This window comes from Pantoea sp. SJZ147, from assembly GCF_007828605.1.
GTDB lineage: Bacteria > Pseudomonadota > Gammaproteobacteria > Enterobacterales > Enterobacteriaceae > Pantoea > Pantoea allii.
On the sequence record NZ_VIVB01000011.1, the window covers coordinates 74,111 to 91,336 of the forward strand.

Genomic DNA, 17,226 nt, shown 5'->3' on the forward strand with positions numbered 1-17,226 from the left:
GACGGCGCGGCAGGGACGCCGCGACGAGGACGGCTGCGCCACGGAGGGCGCATCCGGACGGTCCGTCAGGCCGCAGTGAGCGACGAAGGGACAGCGACGGCTGCCGGACGCCGGGATTGTTAAGGGGCTGGCGCGAGCCCCTTAACCCGACCGCCTGCACGGGCAGGCTGAAACTCCCCGACGCCTGGCGGGCGGAATCCTCTCAGAGCAGAAACGCTACCGCCAAACTACAACCTTACCGGTGAAATATTCCAAATCTCATCCGCGTACTCCTGAATCGTACGGTCAGACGAGAAATAGCCCATGCCAGCAATGTTCATCGCCGCGCGGTACTGCCATTCATCCGGCTGGCGATACAGCTCATCAACCTTATCCTGGGTATCCACATAGCTGCGGTAATCCGCTAACAATTGATAGTGATCGCCGAAGTTAACCAGCAAATCGAACAGATTCCGATAGCGACCAGGGTCCTGCGGGCTAAAGACACCTGAGGCCAGCTGAGTCAGCACCTGATGCAGCTCGGCATCTTCTTCATAGTATTTCCGCGGGTTATAGCCTGCTTTACGCAAGGCTTCGACCTGCGGCGTGGTATTACCAAAAATGAAGATGTTTTCTTTGCCCACATGATCAAGCATCTCAACGTTAGCACCGTCCAGCGTGCCGATAGTCAGCGCACCGTTGAGCGCAAACTTCATGTTACTGGTGCCCGATGCTTCAGTCCCTGCCGTGGAAATCTGCTCGGAGAGATCGGCGGCAGGAATAATAATTTGCGCCAGGCTCACGCTGTAGTTAGGAATAAACACGACCTTCAGTTTGTTTTTAACCTGCGGATCGTTATTAATGACCTTAGCCACATCGTTGATCAGATGAATAATGTGCTTGGCAACGTAGTAAGCCGATGCCGCTTTACCCGCAAAAATGTTAACACGCGGTACCCACTCGGCGTCAGGATCGGCCTTGATACGGTTGTAGCGCGTAATCACGTGCAAAACGTTAAGTAGCTGACGCTTGTACTCATGAATGCGCTTAATCTGCACATCAAACAGCGCATTCGGATCGATAACAACATCCAGATTCTTCGCTACCCAGGTCGCTAAACGCTTTTTGTTTTCGAGTTTGGCTTCCGCCACTTTCTCAATAAACGCCGGGTAATCAATACACGTCTTCAGCTCGCTGAGCTGGCTTAAGTCTGTACGCCAGTTACGACCGATTTGTTCGTCCAGTAATTCTGACAGCGGCGGGTTAGCCAGCGCCAGCCAACGACGCGGTGTCACCCCGTTGGTTTTGTTACAGAAGCGGCCAGGGAACAGGCGGGAGAAATCAGCAAACAGGGACTGAACCATCAGGTTCGAGTGCAGCTCAGAAACGCCGTTAACTTTATGGCTGACGACAACAGCCAGCCAGGCCATACGTACACGGCGTCCGTCGTTCTCATCAATGATTGAAATACGCGCCAGCAGATCCCAGTCATCAGGGTAGTATTCCTGAATCGTTTTCAGGAAGAAGTCGTTAATTTCAAAAATAATGCTGAGGTGACGCGGCAGGATCTTACCGATCATATCGATCGGCCACGTTTCCAGCGCTTCGCTCATTAACGTATGGTTGGTGTAAGAGAACACCTGGCAGCACACATCAAACGCATCATCCCAGGTAAACTTGTGCTCATCAATCAATAAGCGCATGAATTCCGGAATAGCCAATACCGGGTGCGTGTCATTGAGGTGGATAGCAATTTTGTCCGCCAGGTTGTCCCAGGTACGATGCATCATCCAGTGACGATTCAGGATATCCTGCACAGTGGCTGACACCAGGAAGTACTCCTGACGCAAGCGCAGTTCACGGCCGGAATAGGTCGAGTCATCGGGATAGAGTACGCGCGACACGTTTTCTGAGTGGTTTTTATCTTCCACTGCCGCAAAATAGTCGCCCTGATTAAATTTACCCAGGTTGATTTCGTTACTGGCCTGCGCGCCCCACAAGCGTAACGTATTGGTCGAGTCTGTGTCGTAGCCAGGGATAATTTGATCGTAGGCCATGGCCAGAATTTCTTCGGTTTCGAGCCAACGCACCTTGGCACCTTCGTGCTGGAGGCGACCACCGAAGCGGACTTTATAGCGAGTGTTGAAACGCTGAAACTCCCACGGGTTACCATATTCCAGCCAGTAATCCGGGGATTCTTTCTGCTCGCCATCGACAATGTTCTGTTTGAACATGCCGTAATCATAACGGATGCCATAGCCGCGTCCTGGCATGCCCAGCGTCGCCAGAGAATCCAAGAAGCAGGCAGCCAGGCGGCCTAAACCACCGTTACCCAGCCCAGGATCGTTCTCTTCTTCCATCAGCTCGGCCAGATCGAGACCCATTTCGTCCAGCGCCATATTGAGATCGTCGTAGATCCCCATGGCCAACAGCGCATTGCCCAGTGTGCGGCCCATCAGGAATTCCATCGACAGATAATAAACCTGACGAACGTCCTGAGAAAGTTGAGCGCGGTTAGAACGCAGCCAGCGCTCGACCATGCGATCGCGCACGGCAAGCAGCGCAGCATTCAGCCACTCATGTTTGTTAGCAATTGAAGGGTCTTTACCAATGGTGAACATCAGCTTGTAAGCAATTGAGTGCTTTAAAGCATCAACCGTCAACGTAGGTGAAGCGTAAGTGAATGGTGTCGTCATTTTCTGTTTCCCAGTCCGTTACAACAAACGTTGGTAAAGATCGCGGTAGGCTTGTGCGGCGACCTGCCAGCTAAAGTCCATGCCCATCGCCTGACGCTGCACGTAGCGCCAGAGTGAAGGACGAGACCACAATACGAACGCGCGACGAATTGCCCTCAACAGTGACCAGGCATTACTGTCTTCGAAACTGAAGCCGCTGGCAATGCCATCTGCCAGATTTTCTAATGAGCTGTCGTTAACCGTATCAGCCAGTCCGCCGGTCCGGCGAACCAAGGGCAACGTACCATATTTCAGTCCATACAGTTGTGTCAGACCGCAGGGCTCAAAGCGGCTCGGCACCATAATGACGTCGGCTCCGCCAACAATACGGTGAGAAAAGGCTTCGTGATAGCCAATCTGTACGCCTACGCTGCCGGGATGTTCCGCCGCCGCGGCCAGAAAGCCTTGCTGCAGCTCGGCATCGCCCTGCCCTAATAGCACCAACTGTCCGCCCTGCGCCAGTAAACCCGGCAGCGCTTCCAGCACCAAATCCAACCCTTTTTGCCGGGTCAGACGGCTGATAACGGCAAATACCGGTGCTTTGTCATCGACCTTCAGGCCCATCGCGACCTGTAACTGGCGCTTGTTTTCTGCTTTCGCTTCCAGCGTATCCCGGTTGTAACGGGAGCTCAGCAGGAGATCGTGTGAAGGGTCCCAAATCGCTGGATCGACCCCGTTCAGAACCCCACTCAGCCGGCCTTCGCGCATGCGCTGTGCCAGCAGCGTTTCCATGCCATAGCCATACTCTGGCGTGGTGATTTCATGTGCGTAGGTCGGGCTGACCGCCGTCACGTGATCGGCGTAAAATAAGCCGGCTTTCAGGTAAGAGATCTGACCGAAGAATTCGAGGCCAAACATATTAAAAAAGGCGCGCGGCAGTTGAATCTCGTCCAGATGGTGCGCTGAGAACAGTCCCTGATAAGCCAGGTTATGGACGGTGAAGACAGATTTGGCCGGTCGGCCGCGTGCCTCCAGATAAGCACAGGTCAGGCCGGCATGCCAGTCGTGCGCATGAACGATATCTGGCCGCCAGTAGCTATCCAGCCCGCAGCCCAGCTCACAGCCCATCCATCCCAGTAAAGCAAACCGTAAATAGTTGTCGACGTAGGCAAACTGCGATTCATCATGGTAAGGGCTTCCCGGCCGATCGTAGAGATCGGGGGCGTCGATAAGATAGATGCCCACCCCATCGAAGCGCCCAAAAAGCAGGCGAACCGGACCGGCAAAGGTTTGCAGCTCCGCGACCACCTGAGTATCCGGTATTCCTTTACGCAATGCAGGAAACGCGGGCAATAACACACGCGTATCTGTTCCACCCGCAATTTGTGCCTGAGGTAATGCTCCGACTACATCAGCCAGCCCGCCCGTTTTCAGCAGCGGGAAAAGTTCTGAACAGACATGTAAAACCTGCATCCTCGACCTCATTAAGTTACCAGGCACGATCCTCGTGCCGATTGGGTGTGTGCCGCTTGTCGTTTATGATCCCGCACTATTTAATTTGGCAAGCATGGTGCGGGTGACCAGTACAATGCCTTCTTCTGAACGGAAAAAACGGCGGCTGTCTTCATCAGGGTTTTCACCAATCACCATCCCTTCTGGCAGCACACAAGCACGGTCAATGACACAGCGGCGCAGACGACAGGATCGGCCAACTACCACATCAGGCAGCAGTACCGTTGAATCAATATTGCAAAATGAGTTCACCCGCACGCGGGAAAACATGACCGAATTCACCACCACCGAGCCCGAGATAATACAGCCCCCAGACACCAGTGAATTCATCGTCATACCATGGCTACCAGAACGGTCCTGGACAAACTTTGCCGGTGGCAAAGGTTCCATGTGCGTACGAATCGGCCAGGTGCTGTCGTACATATCCAGTTCAGGTGTCACTGAAGCCAAATCAAGGTTGGCGCGCCAGTAGGCTTCCAGCGTCCCAACATCCCGCCAGTAAGGCGGTGCCTCGTGATCGTTTTGCACACAAGAGATCGCAAACGAATGGGCGTAACCCTCACCACTCGCGACCACTTTGGGCAGAATATCTTTGCCGAAGTCGTGGCTTGAACCCGCCTCGTTCAGATCGTCTTCCAGTAAGCCATAAAGGTAATCGGCGTCGAACACATAAATCCCCATACTGGCCAGCGATTTTGTGTCGTCACCCGGCATGGTCGGTGGCTTCGGCGGTTTCTCCACGAAATCGATTACTTTATTGTTTTCGTCTACGGCCATCACGCCAAATGCGGTCGCCTCATGCACCGGTACGGGCAGGCAGGCAATGGTGCACCGGGCTTCATTCAGCACGTGATCCAACAACATCCTTGAATAATCCATCTTGTAGATATGATCGCCGGCAAGGATCACCACGTACTGTGCGCCATAGCGCCGAATGACGTCGAGGTTCTGTGTGACGGCATCGGCTGTACCGCGATACCACTGCTCAGTGGAAAAGCGCTGCTGAGCCGGTAGCAGATCGACAAATTCATTCATCTCTTCGTTGAAGATAGACCAACCGCGCTGAATATGTTGGGTTAACGTATGAGATTGATACTGCGTAATGACCCCAATACGGCGAATGCCTGAGTTAACACAGTTGGAAAGGGCAAAGTCGATAATACGGAATTTACCACCAAAGTGAACGGCGGGCTTGGCACGCTTAGCGGTAAGATCCACCAGACGCGTACCGCGTCCACCAGCCAGTACAAGGGCAACAGTTTGTGTAGGGAGCTGGCGCGCCAGCATAAGATGTTCTGCTCTTTCTAATTTGACCATGTCTGACTCCTTATCATTGCTTTTGGAACACACACACAGCGTGTGCGGGACCATGCCAGACAGTTAACCGGATGGGATGACTTTCCCCGGTGAAAGGAGGAAGGACTTGCCATTCTCCGTCTGGTAAGGCGATATCACATATCGAATCTGTCGCATTTATTGTTATTAACCAGCGGCCTGAGAGCAGAATTTGCAACCTGCGCACGCGCTGCTTCCAGCCATCTTCTTCTATAGGTTTACCCTGGTCGTCCAGCCACTGAACGTTGCCGTCATCGTTCTGCCACCAGCGATCCGAGGTAAGTGCCGGGATGCGCTTACGCAGTTGAATCAGTGATGCAGTAAAATCGACCAGTCCTTTTTCTTCTTCGTCCCAGTTGATCCAGCTCAGCGGGTTGTCCTGGCAATAGGCATTGTTATTACCCTGCTGACTTTGACCGCGTTCGTCCCCTGCCAACAACATGGGCGTTCCCTGTGAAAGCAGCAACGTCGTCAGCAGCCCTTCCATGCTGCGCCTACGGCGTTGTGCCACCTCAGCACTGCTCTCCAGACCTTCTGTACCATGATTGTGACTATAGTTGTTACCGTGCCCGTCACGGTTTTCTTCACCGTTACCTTCATTATGTTTGCCATTGAAGCTCACCAGGTCGCGCAGCGTAAAACCATCATGGGCGGTGATCAGATTGATGGTCGCATGCGGCTTGCGATCGTCATGCTGGAAAAGATCGCTTGAAGCGGCAAACCGGCAGGCAACATCACCGTTAGTGACATCGCCATGCAACCAGGCACGCCGGGCTGTATCACGGAACCGATCGTTCCACTCTGCAAAAGGCGAAGGGAAATTTCCCACCTGATAACCACCGGGGCCGATATCCCAGGGTTCCGCGATCAGTTTGACCGTTGACAGGATTGGGCAGGCGCGAATGGCCTCAAACAAGGCAGCGTCACGGTGATAGTCAGGTTCGCGTCCCAGTACGGGAGCAAGGTCAAAACGAAAACCATCAACGTGGCAGGTGCGTACCCAGTAACGCAGCGCCTCCAGTATCCAGTTCATGACCTGCGGATGACTGAGATTCAAGGTATTGCCGCAGCCGGTCCAGTTCAGATAAGCGCCTTGATCGTCCAGCCAGTAATAGCTGGCGTTATCAATGCCGCGAAAGGAAAGGGTTGGCCCGGTGTCATCCAGTTCTGCCGTATGGTTAAACACCACATCCAGCAGCACCTCAATACCGGCAGCGTGCAGGCGTTTGACCGCCTGTTGGAACTCCTGCAGCGGAGACAAGCCGTTCTGACCAGACGCATAACGGGGATCGACAGCCCAGAGCGCAAAAGGGTTATAGCCCCAGTAGTTGGTCAGCCCCAAACGCAGCAGGCGGGGTTCGCTGGCGAAGTGGGCGATGGGCAGTAGCTCAATAGCAGTAATGCCCATCTTAAGCAGATAATCCACCATCACCGGATGGCCAAGCGCCGCATAGGTGCCGCGCAACGCTGTTGGAATGCCGGGATGCTGCTGCGTCAGACCGCGTACGTGCGCTTCGTAAATGACACTGCGGCCCCATGACGTGCGTGGCGGCACATCGCCTTGCCAGTCGAAATCATCCGTCACCACCACACATTTCGGTGCCAGTGCGGCGTTGTCGCGACTGTCAGGTTCAGTGTAGCCACAGTGAAAACGCGGGTCATCGGGCACATCGCCCTGCACCGCTCTGGCACAGGGATCGACTAACAGTTTGGCAGGATTAAAAAAGTGTCCCTGCTGGGGCGCCCAAGGCCCGTGTACCCGATAGCCATAACGCTGTCCGGGTTTGAGTCCGGGAAGATAGCCGTGCCAGATATCGCCGCTCCGGTCAGTGAGTTCAACGCGCTGCTCAATGCCGTTCTCATCGAACAGGCACAGTTCAACGCGCTCAGCATGGTGAGAGAACAGCGTAAAGTTGACGCCCTTCCCGTCATAGCTTGCACCCAGCGGTTGGGGATGTCCGGCACCTAATGTCATTCCCCCTCCCGCACTAACCATACCGTAGAGAGCGGTGGTAAATTCAGGCTCAGTGACTGCGGGCGACCGTGGCTTTCCTGTTGATCGGTGTGCACCAGATGATTACGCACGTCACTGCCGTGGTACTCATGTTGGTCGGTATTGAGCACCTCGCGCCAGCTGCCAGCCTGATTAACGCCAAAGCGATAAGCAGGGCGCGGCACAGGCGTAAAGTTGCTGACAACGATCACTTCGTTGCCGTCGCGGTCACGACGAACAAAAGCAAAGACCGAATGTTCAGCATCGTCCACCACCAACCATTCAAATCCTGACGGATCAAAATCAAGCTGATGGAGCGGCGTGTAATATTGATAGGTGTGGTTCAGGTCGCGTACCAGACGCTGCACGCCGTGATGCCAGTTGTCCTCACCTTCCAGCAGGTGCCAGTCAAGACTGACATCGTGATTCCACTCTCTGCCCTGGGCGAACTCATTGCCCATAAACAGCAGTTTTTTACCTGGGAAAGCCCACATCCATCCGTAGTAGGCACGCAGGTTGGCAAATTTCTGCCAGGCATCGCCTGGCATGCGGTCAAGGATAGATCGTTTACCGTGCACCACTTCATCGTGCGACAGCGGTAATACGAAGTTTTCGCTGTAGTTATACATGATGCCGAAGCTCATCAGATTATGATGATAGCGGCGATGTATTGGGTCGAGCTTCATGTAGTCGAGCGTGTCATGCATCCAACCCAGGTTCCACTTATACCAGAACCCCAGACCGCCACCTTCCGGGGGCCGTGAGACGCCAGGATAGTCCGTCGACTCCTCAGCCATGGTTACGGAGCCAGGTGCGACATGCCCCAGCGTGCGGTTGGTATAGCGCAGGAAATTGATGGCTTCGAGATTTTCCCGACCGCCGTACTGATTGGGAATCCACTCACCCTCGGCGCGGCTGTAATCGCGGTAAATCATTGAGGCCACCGCATCGACACGCAGGCCATCAATACCAAAACGTTCCATCCAGTAAAGCGCGTTGCCCGCCAGGAAGTTACTGACTTCACGGCGGCCAAAGTTGTAAATCAGCGTATTCCAGTCCTGATGATAACCTTCGCGCGGATCGCTGTGCTCATACAGTTCGGTGCCATCAAACTTCGCCAGGCCAAAGTCATCGCTGGGGAAATGGCCCGGCACCCAGTCCAGTAGCACATTCAACCCCGCCGCATGGGCGCTTTCGATAAAGTAGCGGAAATCATCACGGGTGCCGAAACGTCGTGTTGGCGCATACATACCCAGCGGCTGATAGCCCCAGCTGCCGTCAAACGGATGTTCGTTGATGGGGAGCAGTTCGATATGGGTAAAACCCATCTCTTTGACGTAGGGCACGAGCTGCTCAGCCAGCTCTTTGTAGCTGAGCCAGAAGTTATCGTCGGTATGACGACGCCATGATCCCAAATGAACTTCATAAATGGAGATGGGTTTATCAAACGCATTCGCCGCCCTGCGCGAGGCCGGCATCTCCACCTTTTCTGGCAGGCCGCAAATCATTGAGGCGGTTTGAGGACGCATTTGGGCTTCAAACGCTAAGGGATCGGCCTTGATGCGTAACTGGCCATGCGCATCGATGATTTCAAATTTATAGAGTTGCCCGTTAATGGCACCGGGAACAAACAGCTCCCAGACGCCCATCTCCTGACGCAGACGCATCGGATGGCGGCGGCCATCCCAAAAGTTGAAATCACCGACAACGGAGACACGACGAGCGTTGGGTGCCCAGACAGAAAACCGCGTACCAATGACACCATCGATCACATCGCCGTGCGCGCCTAAGGTTTCATAAGGTCGCAGGTGAGTGCCTTCCCCCAATAACCACAAATCCATCTCTTGTAACAACGGGCCAAAACGATAAGCATCATCAATCAGATTTTGCTGGCCATGCCAGTTAACCGCCAGTTGATAGCGAAAAGGATTTTTACGGCGAGGCACCACGCCACTGAAAAAGCCACGGGGATCATCGCACTTCAGTTGGACAAGTTTGCGCCCTGTTGAGGTTTCAATGACCCAGACTTCAAGTGCTTCAGGAAGCAGCGCCCGCACTTCGAGTCCGTTGTCTGTTTTGTGCATCCCTAGTAGTGAAAAGGGGTCGGAATAATTACCCGCAAAAAGGGCATTGATCGCCTGGCGATCGGGTAGCTCTGACATGACTTTCTTCCTGTGATAGTTGGCAGGCGAAAAGACCACGATGCAGATTTATCGCGAGTCTCGTGCGCTGCTCTTCATTGAGCCATGAGTACAGCGGCGTGGGTGCCAGAACGAAACGCCTGTCACCACGCGCCTCCTTGAATCACAACCAGTTCGCATTAAGCCTGTCTGCTTGATGCAAGGCCCGAAGTTGCGCCAGACACTTGTCCGGCAACGACCCAGACCTTAAATGATATTCACGCGACGTCTCAGGCGGATGCCGTCTACCTTAAACGTGATTTGCCCACTTGTGCTGCTTGCATTCCGTCCGGTTTAAGGTTGAAAACCCGTCACCGTCGTTTCTGCGCGAATCGGGTACACCATTAAAGGATATTTATGTATAGCGGATCTGCGTTTCACATTCTTTAATAAAATACGGCGTTTTTCTCCTGCAAGGATAAATCAGCACGTTTACCGCATCATTTTTGCCAGGAGAGGCCAGACTGAGAGAGGAACGTTTCACTGCCCGCCAGTCTGCCGTGCTGAGGCCTTCTGCCTCATAAGCATTTCACCCGTCAGTTTCAGCGCAGAGTAAAACAGTCACAGTAGTTGGTGTGCTGCCAGCGAGAGACGCTTTTTGTCGCCTCGCGTGACCGATGCACGTTGCTAAAAACGGCACCACATCATGTCTTGTCAACGTCGCTTTACCCACTACGCCAACCCTGTCGTTGATAAAACAAAACCCTTAACTCGCGTTACGCCTTTGTTAAAGGATAGCTTGATGGCGGACGTTATCAGTGCAGAAAAGCAAAAATTTATTTCTAAACAGGCAAAAAGGGGAAGCGGATCACTTCGTGATCGTAACGGTAGAACGGTTTGCAGTGATTTGTGGGAAAAAGACCGGGAAAGCCCGGTCTTATAGGTAATTCAGATTTAGTCTATCAGCAGGCGCAACATACGACGCAGTGGCTCAGCCGCGCCCCAAAGCAACTGGTCGCCCACGGTAAAGGCAGAAAGGTATTCTGGCCCCATATTCAGTTTGCGCAGACGACCGACCGGCGTGCTCAACGTGCCGGTAACGGCGGCAGGCGTGAGTTCACGCATCGTGATCTCACGGTCGTTAGGCACCACTTTCACCCATTCATTATGGGCGGCCAGCAGTTGCTCGATTTCCGCCAGCGGCAGGTCCTTTTTAAGCTTCAGCGTAAAGGCCTGGCTATGGCAACGCAGCGCACCCACGCGGACGCACAGCCCGTCGACAGGAATCACGCGTTGGGTTGCCAGAATCTTGTTGGTTTCAGCCTGGCCTTTCCACTCTTCGCGGCTCTGACCGTTTTCGAGTTGCTTATCGATCCAGGGAATCAGGCTGCCCGCTAACGGCACGCCGAAGTTATCCGTCGGCAATGTGCCGGAGCGAGTGAAATCCGTTACGCTACGCTCGATATCCAGAATCGCTGAAGCCGGATTTTGCAGAGAGGTGGCGACGTGATCGTGCAACATGCCCATTTGCGTTAACAGTTCACGCATATGACGCGCACCGCCGCCAGAGGCCGCCTGATACGTTGCCACGGACGCCCACTCTACCAGATCCTGCGCAAACAGGCCGCCCAGCGACATTAACATCAGGCTGACGGTGCAGTTGCCGCCCACAAAGGTTTTCACGCCGCTGTCGATGCCCTGACGGATAACCTGGTGGTTAACCGGGTCCAGAATAATGATGGCATCGTCTTTCATGCGTAACGTGGAGGCCGCATCAATCCAGTAACCGTTCCAGCCGCTGGAACGCAGCTTTGGATAGACCTCAGAGGTATAGTCGCCGCCCTGGCAGGTAATAATGATATCCAGCGCCTTCAACGCCTCAATATCAAAAGCGTCCTGCAATGTACCCTGCTGTTTACCGGCAAATGCCGGGGCCGCCTCACCGTGCTGTGAAGTGGAGAAGAAGACCGGATTGATCACATCAAAATCACGCTCTTCGCTCATGCGGGACATCAGCACTGAGCCAACCATTCCGCGCCAACCAACTAAACCTACATTCTTCATGTCATGTCCGTTTCAGGATGATCTACACCTGACTTTCTTATCGAAGGGAAAAGTGTCGTGGTACTCTCACGCCACTCTGCGTAATAATCAGCATTGCCTGTGTTGATTAACTCTACAAAATGCAGCTTTTCTGGCAAGTGAATTAATGTAATCAGGCCAACTTTTTCAGCAACAGTGCTAATAACCTGACTTTATCTATAACGAGAAGACCTAAAACGAATGACTGAAATGATCTCGGCAACAATATTATTGTTGTTAATAATGGATCCATTAGGCAATTTGCCGATTTTTATGTCGGTTTTAAAGCATCTGGAACCGAAACGTCGGCGAGTTGTGCTTATTCGCGAAATGTTGATTGCGCTCATTATCATGTTGCTGTTTTTGTTTACCGGCGAGCGAATCCTGGCCTTTCTAAACCTGCGCACCGAAACCGTGTCTATTTCCGGTGGCGTTATCCTGTTTTTAATCGCCATCAAAATGATTTTCCCGTCCCCTGAAAGCAGCAGCACAGGCTTGCCTGCCGGGGAGGAGCCTTTTCTGGTGCCGCTGGCGATTCCCCTGGTCGCCGGCCCCTCACTGTTGGCAACCCTGATGCTGCTGTCGCATCAGTATCCCCATCAAATGTCGCATCTGGTGGGGGCACTGCTGATTGCCTGGGGCGTGACGGTCATGATTCTGCTGTTATCGGGGCTGTTTCTTCGCCTGCTGGGAGACAAAGGCGTAAACGCGCTGGAGCGCCTGATGGGATTGATTCTGATTATGCTGGCAACGCAGATGTTTTTAGATGGGATTCGCGTGTATCTGAAGTTATAGCGATGGCCGGTTTCAACCGGGCAGCCCTGCCCGGTTGAAACGCATCAGGAAAGCAGCGTGAAGGCGATCATGCCCACGACGGCACCGACGGTGCCCAAAATGGTTTCCATGAGCGTCCATGTCTTTAAGGTTTCCCCTTCTGTCGCCCCGGTAAATCGCCCAAACAGCCAGAAGCCTGCATCGTTAACGTGGCTGATAATAATGGAACCGCCACCGATACAAATGGATAAGGCTGCCAGCTGCGCGCCGTTATAATGCAGCGGCTCAATCACAGGCATGATTAACCCTACCGTCGTCAGACAGGCAACCGTTGCCGATCCCTGAATCACACGCACCGCACCTGACAGAATAAAACAGGCCAGCGCAACGGGCAGACCGGCACCGGTCAGGGCATTCCCCAGCACCGGGCCGACGCCAGAATCGACCAGCACCTGTTTAAAGACGTCGCCCGCACCAATCACCAGCAAAATAATGCCCGCAGGCTGCAGGGCGCTGCCGCATATCTGCATCACTTTCTCTTTGTCCATGCCCTGACGATAAGCCAGGCCGTAAATGGCAACCAGGCAGGCCAGCAGAATGGCGATGAAAGGATGTCCGATGAACTCCAGCCACTGGTAAAGCGTGGAGCCTTCGCGGGTGAAGCGCGCGCCAATGGTTTTAAGTCCAACCAACACCAAAGGAAACAGGATTAAGGACAGGCTGAAACCAAAAGAGGGCAGCTTGTTTTCATCAATATCGGGCTGATGATCTTCAGGTGGCGCGCTGAACGACACGCGCTTAGCAATAAAATTACCAAACAGCGGTCCTGCAATCAGCATCCCAGGCAGGGCGGCACACAGGCCGATTAAAATCATCCAGCCGAAATCTGCATGCATTTGCGAGGCTAACAGCATGGGCGCCGGCCCCGGCAGCAGAAAGGCCGCGGCTGCCGCCACACCGGCAAACAGCGGAATCACCAGCTTCACCAGATTGTCGCCCGTGCGTCGCGCAACGGCGAAAGCGATGCTGATGAGCAGCACCACGGCGACTTCAAAGAAGAGCGGTAAGGCGCAGATTAACCCGGCGATGCCCATGGCAAAGTGAGCGCGGTTTTCGCCAAAGGTTTTCAGCATACGAATGGCAATCTGGTCAACGGCCCCGGTTTCATGCAGGATTTTGCCAAACATCGCGCCCAGCGCCACCACGATAGCCAGAAAGCCGAGCGTACCGCCCATCCCTTTCTGCATGGTTTCTGCGATTTTCTCCAGCGGCATACCGGATAACAGCCCGGCCCCAACCGATACCACCATCAGGGCGAGAAAGGCATGCATACGGGCTTTCATCACCAGAAAAAGCAGCAGCAGGACAGAGCCTGCTGCGGTCAAAATAAGTGTTGCGGTATTCATGGCCTAGCCTTGATTGATAGCGTCCTTGATAGTCGCAACCGTAGCCGCCACAACCTCGTCCAGCGGGTTCGCGATATCCACGACCAGCACATCTGTCTCGTCACTGCCCGGCTCTTCCAGGGTGGCAAACTGTGTTACCAGCATTTGCGGCTTAAAGAAGTGACCTTTGCGCGCTTTCAGGCGGGATTCGATGGTATCGAAATCCCCTTTCAGATAGACAAAACGCAGGTTGTCATTGCCCTGGCGCAGAATATCGCGGTAATGCTTTTTCAATGCAGAACAGACGATGATCGAGATGGCCTGAGTCCGCTGCATGGCGAAAGCCGCATCGTTCAGCGCCTGTAACCATGGCAAACGGTCATCATCATTCAGCGGATGACCTTCTGCCATCTTCAGAATATTGGCGCGCGGATGGAGGAAATCACCATCCAGAAAAGCGGTGTTTAACTGGTGGGAAACCTGGTTGGCGACAACGGATTTACCGCTGCCTGAAACACCCATCAGAATAAAGACGTGATGTGGCGTGGATTGCGTTGTCATTTTTTCACTCCGGCAAGTTCAGCTTGCCATGTTACCGATAACAATGATGGATGACATTGTCCTGGCGGTATTACACGCTGGCAACCTTTTTACTTCACAAAGCGTTAAAGTGTGAGCTGACTCATAAAATCGTGTTAATCAGATACTGCCACCTTCCAGAATCTCAAATCCGATATCCAGCGGTTGGGTGACGCTGTGTTCACCGGCGATACGCGCCAGTAACAACGCGGCAGACTCACGTCCCATTCGGTCACGTGGCGTTAATACGGTCGCCAGCTGTGGCGTCACAACCTGACTAATATCATGGCCGTGGAAGCCAGCAATCGCCATCTGCGAAGGCACCTTAAGGCCCTGTCGCTGGCACTCAAACATCGCGCCAACCGCCAAATCATCATTGGTGCAGAACAGGCTGTCTGTTTGGGGATAACGGCGCTGCGCTTCACGCAGGAGATCGCCACCGGCACTAAAAGAAGAGGCTTCTTCCATCATCACGCTGCGCGGCGTTAAGCCGGCTTCACGCATTGCGGCTTCATAACCACGTTGCTTTTGCAGCGTACGCTCATCCAGGCGCGCGCCCAGATAAACGGTGTGCCGATGACCTTTGTTTAAAATCGCCAGCGTCATTTGCCGGGCCGCTTCGACATTGTCAAAGCCCACCGCCATATCAAGACAGGGGGTGACGCTGTCCATCATTTCAATAACCGGAATACCGGCCACTTCCAGCATGCGCAACGTTCCCGGCGTATGGGTACGCTCCGTGAGAATAACGCCGTCGATGTTCCAGCCCAGCAGCGAACGGAGCTGGCGCTCCTCTTTTTCCGGGTTATAGCCAAAGTGCGCCACCAGCGTCTGGTAACCGGCTTCATCGGTAACGGCTTCAATGCCACGCAGTACGTCGGCGAAAACCTGATTGGTCAGGGAAGGCAGCAACACGCCAATGGCCCGGCTGGTCGCATTCGAAAGCATATCAGGGGCACGATTCGGGATGTAACCCAGTTCATCCAGCGCCACGGCAATCTTTTCCCCCAGCGCAACAGACACTTGATCGGGATTGCGCAGATAACGACTGACAGTCATTTTGGTGATACCGATACGATCGGCAACGTCCTGTAAAACCGGTCTTTTCTTCTTCATCGTAAGCGCCTGGGTAGACCTGAAAGCAAATTACGACGAGTCTATCACTTTTTTACGGCCAGATTGCCAGTGGGGCGAGATATGCCCGCCCCACACAGCCTTACACCGGCGGCAGATCAAACAGCAGAACTTCTGCGTCGCTGTCGGCCTCAAGCACAAGACGGCTTTCATCCCAGACGGCAAAGGCATCGCTGTTTGAAGCTGGCTGACCATTCACCTTCACCTCGCCCTTCACGACCTGGACCCAGATACGGCGGCCCGCATCGAGAGTCACGCTGTCGCTATCACCCGCAGCAAACACCCAGCGCGACAATGTCATGTCCTGCCAGACTTTGAGCGAGCCATCACGCGCGTCCGGCGTCAGAATAAACTGACGGCCCTGTACGTCCGGGAAGCGACGCTGAGCGTAGCGCGGCTCAATACCGGTGCGCTCTGGAATAATCCAGATTTGATAAAGGTGCAGGGGTTCGGTTTTGCTGGCGTTATATTCTGAATGACGCACGCCAGTACCGGCACTCATAATCTGAAATTCGCCCGCCGGAATCTGCTCTTTATTCCCCATGCTGTCCTGATGTTCAACCGTACCCGACAGCACATAGGTCAAAATTTCCATGTCTTTATGGGGATGCGTACCAAAGCCCTGACCCGGGTCGATCACGTCTTCGTTAATGACGCGCAACGCCGAGAAGCCCATAAAATTCGCGTCGTGATAGTTGGCAAATGAAAAGGTATGCCAGCTGTCCAGCCAGCCATGATTCGCGTGACCACGTTCTTCAGCTTTACGTAAATAGATCATGTTCAAATCTCCTCAATGTTTTTTATAGTGTGGTATCAGGTGGAAAAGATTGATAGCTGAAAAACTTCACCTCTCTGTTCAAAAATTATGAACATTGAATGAAGGGTTGTTGAAAGGCGCTGAAGAAGGTGTCGCGGAAGAGCGGGCAAAAAAAAGCCAGCACGTGGCTGGCTAAATAATACTGGAAGCAATGTGAGCAATGTCGTGCTTTCTAAAGTGTCGCTGACACTGGAGAACGCATGGCAATAATAATCATTATCATTCGCGTCTGTAAAGTCTTTTTGCGCATTATTTCATTGACGCCCAACGTGAATTCCTTGATGTTTAAAGGGTTTATCGCGCCACCCACAAGGAAAATAGCCATGAGCCCAGTGAGCATCCGTCATGCCATTCCCACGGATGCGCCCGCATTAACGCGCCTCTATAGTCAGCCGGAGACCCAGGCGGCGACGCTGCACTTGCCCTATCCATCGCCCACGTTGTGGGAGCAAAAACTTAGCCATCCGCGCGCGGGCGTCCACATGCTCGTGGTGTGTCTCGATGAACAGGTTGTTGGGCAACTGACGCTTGAGGCCATGACGGCTGCGCGGCGTCGGCACTGTGCCACACTTGGAATGGGCGTCGATCCGGCGTTTCATCGTCGGGGCATTGGCAAAGCTTTGATGGCGGCCATGATCGATCTGTGCGACAACTGGCTACAGATTACGCGTATTGAACTCTCGGTATTTACCGACAATGACAAAGCGATAGCGCTCTATCACGCGTTCGGTTTCCGGATTGAAGGCACCGCGCAAGGCTATGCCATGCGCGACGGTGCCATGATTGATACACATTATATGGCGAGACTGAAAGTATAGCGTGACGGGCAACCCCAAGGTTG

At 53.7% G+C, this 17,226-nt stretch carries 13 protein-coding genes; 3 read left to right on the plus strand and 10 right to left on the minus strand.

Translation table 11 applies throughout. From position 1 onward, the window contains the following. Positions 1-227: 227 nt before the first annotated feature. From glgP to glgB, 5 genes are all read right to left on the minus strand, one after another. Positions 228-2,675, minus strand: a complete 2,448-nt coding sequence (gene glgP, locus FBY13_RS16420) for a glycogen phosphorylase (RefSeq protein ID WP_145394625.1) — start codon at positions 2,673-2,675, stop codon at positions 228-230. Between the two features lie 18 nt (positions 2,676-2,693). Further along, positions 2,694-4,127: a glycogen synthase GlgA gene (gene glgA, locus FBY13_RS16425; protein ID WP_063877532.1), complete on the minus strand. Its 1,434-nt coding sequence runs from the start codon at positions 4,125-4,127 to the stop codon at positions 2,694-2,696. Positions 4,128-4,190: 63 nt separating this feature from the next. Further along, a complete protein-coding gene (gene glgC / locus FBY13_RS16430) occupies positions 4,191-5,483 on the minus strand; it encodes a glucose-1-phosphate adenylyltransferase (protein WP_063877533.1) in 1,293 nt (430 codons plus the stop codon). Positions 5,484-5,496: 13 nt separating this feature from the next. Continuing rightward, the gene (gene glgX / locus FBY13_RS16435; protein ID WP_186440824.1) at positions 5,497-7,476 is read right to left on the minus strand and encodes a glycogen debranching protein GlgX; all 1,980 of its coding nucleotides are present in this window, start codon (positions 7,474-7,476) and stop codon (positions 5,497-5,499) included. Continuing rightward, a complete protein-coding gene (gene glgB / locus FBY13_RS16440) occupies positions 7,473-9,656 on the minus strand; it encodes a 1,4-alpha-glucan branching enzyme (protein ID WP_145394627.1) in 2,184 nt (727 codons plus the stop codon). Before glgB ends, glgX begins: the two co-directional genes overlap by 4 nt. Positions 9,657-10,320: 664 nt before the next feature. On the opposite strand from glgB, the gene FBY13_RS16445 reads away from it, so the two are divergent. Continuing rightward, the gene (locus FBY13_RS16445) at positions 10,321-10,557 is read left to right on the plus strand and encodes a hypothetical protein (protein ID WP_145394628.1); all 237 of its coding nucleotides are present in this window, start codon (positions 10,321-10,323) and stop codon (positions 10,555-10,557) included. An 11-nt stretch (positions 10,558-10,568) separates the two neighbouring features. On the opposite strand, the gene asd is transcribed toward FBY13_RS16445, so the two are convergent. Then, positions 10,569-11,678 (minus strand): aspartate-semialdehyde dehydrogenase, encoded by a 1,110-nt coding sequence (gene asd / locus FBY13_RS16450; protein WP_063877536.1) that lies wholly within the window; start codon positions 11,676-11,678, stop codon positions 10,569-10,571. Positions 11,679-11,897: 219 nt separating this feature from the next. On the opposite strand from asd, the gene FBY13_RS16455 reads away from it, so the two are divergent. Next, positions 11,898-12,491, plus strand: coding sequence for a YhgN family NAAT transporter (locus FBY13_RS16455; RefSeq protein ID WP_063877537.1), 594 nt, complete (start codon positions 11,898-11,900; stop codon positions 12,489-12,491). A 44-nt stretch (positions 12,492-12,535) separates the two neighbouring features. Here FBY13_RS16455 and gntU read toward each other — a convergent pair whose 3' ends face one another. The 4 genes from gntU to FBY13_RS16475 form a co-directional block, all read right to left on the minus strand. Beyond that, positions 12,536-13,876 (minus strand): gluconate transporter, encoded by a 1,341-nt coding sequence (gene gntU / locus FBY13_RS16460; protein ID WP_145394629.1) that lies wholly within the window; start codon positions 13,874-13,876, stop codon positions 12,536-12,538. A 3-nt stretch (positions 13,877-13,879) separates the two neighbouring features. After that, positions 13,880-14,416 carry a gluconokinase gene (gene gntK, locus FBY13_RS16465; protein ID WP_063877539.1) on the minus strand — a complete coding sequence of 179 codons (537 nt, stop codon included), beginning with the start codon at positions 14,414-14,416 and terminating at the stop codon, positions 13,880-13,882. A 138-nt stretch (positions 14,417-14,554) separates the two neighbouring features. After that, positions 14,555-15,550 (minus strand): gluconate operon transcriptional repressor GntR, encoded by a 996-nt coding sequence (gene gntR / locus FBY13_RS16470; RefSeq protein ID WP_063877540.1) that lies wholly within the window; start codon positions 15,548-15,550, stop codon positions 14,555-14,557. A 100-nt stretch (positions 15,551-15,650) separates the two neighbouring features. Then, on the minus strand, positions 15,651-16,346 hold the full coding sequence (locus FBY13_RS16475; RefSeq protein ID WP_063877541.1) for a pirin family protein: 696 nt from the start codon (positions 16,344-16,346) through the stop codon (positions 15,651-15,653). Between the two features lie 362 nt (positions 16,347-16,708). Here FBY13_RS16475 and FBY13_RS16480 point away from each other — a divergent pair, with 362 nt between their 5' ends. Continuing rightward, entirely contained in the window at positions 16,709-17,203 is a 495-nt protein-coding gene (locus FBY13_RS16480) for a GNAT family N-acetyltransferase (protein WP_145394630.1), read from the plus strand. The last annotated feature ends 23 nt before the right edge of the window (positions 17,204-17,226 follow it).